Raw genomic sequence first — 6,592 nt, 5'->3', positions numbered from 1 at the left:
GTCTCGACACGATGTACCGGGTTCGCTTGCAGGAGCGCGCGGACTTCGGCGCCAACCGGAAAAGCGGACCCGAATTCGCCGTGCTCGAGCATCTGGTGACCGTACTCGACCGCAAAGGACGCAAAGGCGGCGCGGGTTTCCACGAGTATCCCGCCAGAGGTGCGAAGCAGCTTTGGCCGGGCCTCGGCGATCTCTATTCCTCCGGCAACCGTAATGAGGTCAACGCCGCCGACATTCGCCGGATGCTGCTGCACATCCAGGCCTTGGAAGCCGCCCGTTGCTTCGATGCCGGCGTGATCGACAGTGCGCGCGACGCCGACATCGGATCGGTACTGGGCTGGGGATTCGCGAAACATACCGGTGGCGTGGTTTCTTATATCGACACGATCGGGGTCGGGCGGTTCGTAGACGAATGCGACGCCTACGCCGCACGGTTTGGAGCCAGGTACGACGTTCCGGCCGCGCTACGCAGAATGGCCGAAAGCAGCGGGACGTTTCACGACGCGGCTTGAGCAGGCGGTGGCGAAGGCAAGCTTTCTGACGGAGACATCCGTCATGCCGCGCCGGGACGCAGGCATCCGTTGAATAGAATGGGGCAATGCACAATGCACGAGGTATTCATATACGATGCCGTTCGCACTCCAAGAGGCAAGGTCCGCAATGGACAGTTGCAGCGAGTCAGTCCGATTAGACTGGCCGCTGCGCCGCTCGAGGCGCTGAGAACGCGATGCGGGTTGCGCTCCGACGCGGTGGAGGACGTCGTTCTAGGATGTGTCGTTCCTATCGGCGAACAGGGCGGTAACCTCACGCGCGCTGCAGTCCTCGCGGCTGGCTATGACCCGACCGTGCCCGGCGCCCAGATCAACCGATTCTGCTCCTCGGGATTGGATGCAGTCAGCATGGTCGCCGGGCAAATTGCCTGCGGCCAACTCGACCTCGCTATCGGCGGCGGCGTGGAGAGCATGTCGCGCATACCGATGGGCAGCGACCAAGGCTCCTGGGTATCGGACCCGCGCGAAACGTTCGGCACGCGCTACATACCCCAAGGGGTAGCAGCAGACCTCCTCGCAACCCGTTGCGGTTACAATCGCGAGGATGTCGATAGATATGCGGCCGCGAGCCAGCATAGGGCGGGGGAAGCACAGAAATCGGGACGCTTTGCCGGTTCTGTCGTTCCGGTCAATGWTGTAAACCACGTGGTGCTGCTGGAACGGGACGACCAGATTCGTGCGCAAACGACTGTGGAATCGCTAGGAAGGCTCGAGCCCGCATTCGCGAAGATCAGCTCCGATCAGGGATRCGGTGATCGGGCGTTGCTTGCGTATCCCGACGTCGAACGCCTGATACATGTCCACACGGCTGGCAATTCAAGCGCCATCGTCGACGGAGCCGCAGCGGTGCTGCTGGGCTCCAGCAGAGCCGGCGAAGCCAACAGCCTCAAGCCTCGCGGGCGGATATTGTCTTGGGCCACGGTCGGTTCGGAACCGACTATCATGCTCACGGGTCCTGCGGCCGCCGGCCGCCTAGCGCTGAAACGCGCGCGCATGAACGTCGCCGATATCGACCTCTTCGAAGTCAACGAGGCATTTGCCGCCGTAGTCTTGCACGTCGTGGACGAGATGGATCTCGATCCAGACCGCGTCAACGTCAACGGAGGCGCCATTGCGCTTGGACATCCGCTGGGCGCGTCCGGATCAATCCTGCTCGGCACGATCCTGGACGAACTGGAAAGACGCGACCTTTCAACCGGTCTCGTGACCTTGTGCGTCGCGGGGGGCATGGGGTCGGCGATGATAATCGAGCGATAGACGGCGAGTGCGAGCTACTACAATCACGAGACATGCCCACACACTCGGTGAAAACGCGGCGCGGGAGTACGACTGTTTGTTGATGAGCTATGCTCGGCGATCTCGACCCTGCCGCTCTCAGATACGAAGTCCGTGCATCTCAGTCATAGCCTAGCGCTGGCCCCCATGCCGGCTTTCGAACGGAAATGAATGACGGACCGCGATGTCTAACTTGGCTAGATCCGGGACGTTGACCTCAACCTGCTCGGGTCCTTTTGCACGATCGTGGAGGAAGGAAGCCTCACTACCGCTCAAGCGGCACTGCGGCTTTCCAATCAAGCCTCAGCGAATGTCTGAAATCTCTCGAATTGCGCCTCGGTGTTGCGCTGTGCCAGTGGGGACCGAAGGGTTTCAAGCAGTACGAAGAAGAGCGCGAAATCTATCTCGCCCCGCGCGAACTCTTCGCATCCATAGGCGCATTCAAGCGCTACGTCAGCAATGTGAGAAAATGGCTACCGCGGAGAATTGGAGCCGGGCGTGCATTATCAACCCCGGAGTGCTGTATTCCCGAGCCGATCGAAAGGTTCTCGAACGTCGCGTCGGACGTTCATATCTGTATGGAGATAATGCTTGGAGCCCAGTTGATCGGCAGGGTGGCAGACGGGCTTTTTCTATTAGCGTGGGCCTGGAGAACCCGTCGTTCAGCCAACTGGATACGTCACCTCCCAACAGATCGTCTCAAATTTGGCGCGCCGCGCCGGCCCAATAGGGCTCGCGCAGGAGGCGCTTGTAGATCTTTCCGGAGTCGTCGCGCGGCAGCTGATCCCGGATCTCTATGATCCCCGGCACCTTGTAGGACGCAAGCCGCGACTTCAAGAACGCTCGGATTTCGTCGGGCTTCACGACGGCTCCGGGTGCAGGTTCGATCAATGCGATGAGACTCTCGCCGAACTCCGCGTCCGGTATCCCGAACACTGCGCAATCCCCGATCTTTTCCATCGCATGCAGTTGGCTCTCAATCTCCGCCGGGTAGATGTTCACGCCGCCCGAGATCACCATGTCCCGCTTGCGGTCACAGATGAAGAGGTAACCCTCCTCATCAAGATAGCCGACATCCCCCTGGGTAATCCAAGAGTTCCGTTCGATCTCGGCCCGCTCGGCGGGAGCGTCGTGGTAGGTAAAATCCACAAAGTTTTCCTGCCGCGAGTAGATTTCGCCGTGAACCGTCGCGGCGACCGGATTACCATCGTTATCGAATATCGAAATGTGCACGCCAGGCAATGCCCGGCCGACCGATCCGCGCTTGCGCAGGGATTCTTCGCTCGTGATGTAGGTCAAGGCAAGCGCCTCGGTGCTGCCGTAGAATTCGTTGATGACCGGCCCCCACCAGTCAATCATGGCTTGCTTCACACCAGGTGGGCATGGCGCGGCCGCGTGAATGACATGGCGCAGCGAGGAGACGTCGTATTTCGAACGCGTGGCCTCCGGCAGCTTCAACAGCCGTGTAAACATGGTAGGAACCATGAATATCGTGTCGATGCGCTCGTTCTGGATCAGGCGCAAGCACTCCTCGGCATCGAAGCGCTCCATTATGACGACCGCCTCACCGGTGCGTCCGTTCTCAAGTCCGAAAACATTAGGTGCCCCGTGATAGAGAGGTCCAGCAACCAGCGCTCTCGCACCTTCCCTGATGTTATAGACTCTGGACCTCAACGCTCGCGTACGCTCGATCTGGGCGGGGTTGGGCGCGTTTCTGCGGACCCCTTTCGGAACACCGGTCGTGCCGGACGTGTAGAATATGCTCTGCGGTGCGGCTTTAACCTCGCCATTGAAAGGGCCGTACTGCTCGACCCAGCGCTCATAGTCGATAAAATTCGACTCCGAAGAATAGTGCGGGCCGGGCGCTTCCTGCCTGTGCAACCCGCGAGCTTCGTGCGCCACTTGGACCAGAACCGTCGGCACGGCAATCACACTCTCGATATTTCTGGCTAAGTCGGATTGACTGAATAAGACCTTGGCGCCACTGTCTTTCAGCAGATAGTCGATTTCGCTTACGCTGAAGTGCCAGTTGATGGGAAGCGGATACGCCCCCAGCATCATCACGCCGTAGCTGATCTCGAAGAACGGAATGTCGTTCCTCATCAATAAGGCTACGCAATCCCCGGCGCCGACGCCCATCTCGTGAAGTCCCTGCGCTACCTTCAGGGCCTTCAATTGGACGGCAACCTTGGACACTGCCCGCTCGCCGCAGACAAAGCCGGTTTGATACTCCATAAGATTTTCACCTGATATCACACCTCGGTTCCGCAAAATCGCAAACGACAACGAGGAAGTCAATAATTCTTAGTTCTTATTTCGCCTGGCGGAATATCATTCTGCTGAGCTGATTCATAGATCGGTATTTCCGGATACTTTTCGCTGATTTACCCATTTAGCTTGCCGCTAACGGTGCGCCTTGTCAGTGCCGCCAATGCATCAGGAAGCGAGAGGGAACATCAGATGAAAATCTCCAGTTTGCGGCGTGGTCTTGCGGGTCTCATTGCTGGGGTCGTTGTCGCGGGTCCTAGCGTAGGGTTCACCGCGGAGCCGTCCGAGCCTAAATCCCAGATGCGCACGGCTGAAGAGGTTTGGGAACCTGAGCCTGCGACATATGGACAAGTCGTTTCCAAGAACATTCACGTCAAAATGGATGACGGCGTCGTCCTGAATTCGACTGTCTACTATCCAGCTGATTTGAAAACGGGTAAACGTTCCCCGGGAACTTTTCCAGTGATAGTAACGATTACTCCTTACACCCCCGATATTGAACCAAATGCATATGAGCACGGCAAGCTATTCACCCAACATGGGTACATCTTTGCCAGTATTTCGATTCGCGGCACCCAAAAATCGGGAGGTAATTTTGGAAATGTTTCCGCACGCGACGCTGCTGACGGTGTGGGAATCGTTGAGTGGGCGGCGCGYRAATTRGAAGGRTCTAATGGCACGGTCGGAGGATACGGCTGTTCGTACCCSGGGATGRCRATGATTGCCACTGCCGGCAWGGYCGGYARGGGYTCTCCWTTGAAGGCCATCATCYCAGCGTGTACGGGATGGGACAGGGTCCGCGAGATGTCGCTTGTAGGTGGTATCCCCACAGGGGATTCTGTACTTTATGATATCATGCCCGAGTTTCTCGGAAACCAGCAGTCTGTCCGAGATGCCTACGCTGCAGTAGCCCACGAGTTGCGTACCGGTGGACCGGCCGCCTACAGCGATTTCTGGGAAAGCCGCCAGCCAATTAGGTACGCAAAAAAGATCGTCGAGAACGACATACCGACGCTTTTGTGGACGGGATGGAACGACGGCAGCAGGCGCGGCGCTCTGGAAATGTACGCGGCGATGCAAAATGCAGCCAACCACTTGGAGTCGACCGATAGTCCCTTCTTCTCCAACTCAGCATCTGGGAAGTACCAGATCATCGTAGGCCCTTGGCACCACACTGAAGGCTTGGACCCTGCGGTCATGCTGAGATGGTACGATACCTGGCTGAAAGGCAAGCCCACTGGAATCGACGGCACGAAGCAACCTATGCATCTATACGAGCAAGGAAGTAAACGGTGGATCAACGCTACTTCTTACCCGCCGGACTCAGAATATGACACGTTCTACCTCGCTCGAGCCGCGACCTTGATAGACAGCGCAGGTTCCGATTCCGGACGCGAAACGATTGCCTGGACGCAGCCCAATCAACCCGGTGGAACTCTCAAGTACACGACAGCGCCGTTCGCGGATGGCGCGACTTTAGCCGGCCCGTCGAGTGTCGAGGTCTATGCCAGCACCAACACCACGAATCTCGCACTCATAGCCACTCTTATCGACGTCGCCCCGGATGGCGCCGAACTTCCGATAACTTTCGGCGTCGTTCTCGGCAGCCAGAGTGCCCTGGATCCCGACCGCACGTGGCGCGACAGTCGCGGTACACTCATTCGGCCCTTTACCACCCAGTCTCAAGATACGTTCTTAAAGCCGGGTCATCAGCAAAAGTTCAGCATTCCGCTGCATCCAAATCTTTGGTCGGTCGAGCCCGGGCACGCCCTGCGCGTCCAATTCACCACCCAACCCTCTGCGCAGGATTGCGACGTCGATGACGGTATTGGAGTGCATCTCCCATGCCGGCCGAATGATGTTCAGCGGGCTTCTCTCGCTGCTGGTATTTTCGACATCGAGTGGTCAGCGGAGGCTCCTTCAGCGGTTCACCTTCCCCTGCTCCCCTACCGCTGTTTCGAAACCGCAAGGGCAAGAACAACACCAACCAGCAAAGTTGGCATTGCCGCAGAGTGGTCCTCCTCTGAGAATCACTGCTAGTGGCACGAAGTGCGTCGTTGGCTGTCAACGGCGGAGCAAAACCAGGCCAGTGTGGCGTGACCAGAAAATGGCATGTCGACGACACCTACATAAAGGCCCGTGGCCAGTGGGATGTATCTCCACCGCGCCATCGACAGTGCCGGCGACACAATCGACTTCTGGTTCAGCAAGCAGCGTGACCTGCCGTCGGCCAAGCGGTGCTTCAGAAATGCGCTGGAATGTCGTGGCCGGCCCGAGCGCGTCTTCATCGATGACAGCCCAGACCAACCTGGAGGCGATCATTTGTTGCGACACCGCAAACCGACAGCAAGATCGCTGCCGGCGCGGGCTGAAGCAGATTCGGATCCGCAAGAGTCAATACTTGTATAACCGGATCGAGCAGGACCTTCGTTGAGTGGGCGGCGCGCAAATTGGAAGGGTCTAATGGCACGGTCGGAGGATACGGCTGTTCGTACCCC

General features: G+C 58.4%; 3 protein-coding genes and 3 pseudogenes. 4 read left to right on the top strand and 2 right to left on the bottom strand.

Annotated features, from left to right (window positions below; all coding sequences use genetic code 11):
* Positions 1-512 (top strand): annotated as a pseudogene (locus tag AC1DZP_RS35460) (3-hydroxyacyl-CoA dehydrogenase); the annotation flags it as partial.
* A gap of 93 nt (positions 513-605) precedes the next feature.
* Positions 606-1,808, top strand: coding sequence for an acetyl-CoA C-acetyltransferase (locus AC1DZP_RS35455; protein WP_477308917.1), 1,203 nt, complete (start codon positions 606-608; stop codon positions 1,806-1,808).
* 717 nt (positions 1,809-2,525) lie between these two features.
* Here the strand turns inward: AC1DZP_RS35455 and AC1DZP_RS35450 are convergent.
* Positions 2,526-4,061 carry an acyl-CoA synthetase gene (locus AC1DZP_RS35450; RefSeq protein ID WP_477308915.1) on the bottom strand — a complete coding sequence of 512 codons (1,536 nt, stop codon included), beginning with the start codon at positions 4,059-4,061 and terminating at the stop codon, positions 2,526-2,528.
* A gap of 225 nt (positions 4,062-4,286) precedes the next feature.
* Here AC1DZP_RS35450 and AC1DZP_RS35445 point away from each other — a divergent pair, with 225 nt between their 5' ends.
* Positions 4,287-6,134: a CocE/NonD family hydrolase gene (locus tag AC1DZP_RS35445; protein ID WP_477308913.1), complete on the top strand. Its 1,848-nt coding sequence runs from the start codon at positions 4,287-4,289 to the stop codon at positions 6,132-6,134.
* A 68-nt stretch (positions 6,135-6,202) separates the two neighbouring features.
* A pseudogene (locus AC1DZP_RS35440) lies at positions 6,203-6,351 on the top strand (DDE-type integrase/transposase/recombinase); the annotation flags it as partial.
* 27 nt (positions 6,352-6,378) lie between these two features.
* Here AC1DZP_RS35440 and AC1DZP_RS35435 read toward each other — a convergent pair.
* A pseudogene (locus tag AC1DZP_RS35435) lies at positions 6,379-6,592 on the bottom strand (hypothetical protein); the annotation flags it as partial.

The sequence above is a fragment of the Mesorhizobium sp. P2_F8 genome (assembly GCF_056403655.1).
The sequence above is the reverse complement of the archived record's forward strand: the minus strand, read 5'-3'. Positions and strand labels throughout refer to the sequence as shown.

What these genes read in the sequence shown, in the direction of transcription:
- AC1DZP_RS35450 (WP_477308915.1), bottom strand. Translation starts at nt 4,061, where the DNA reads ATGGAGTATCAAACCGGCTTTGTCTGCGGCGAGCGGGCAGTGTCCAAG.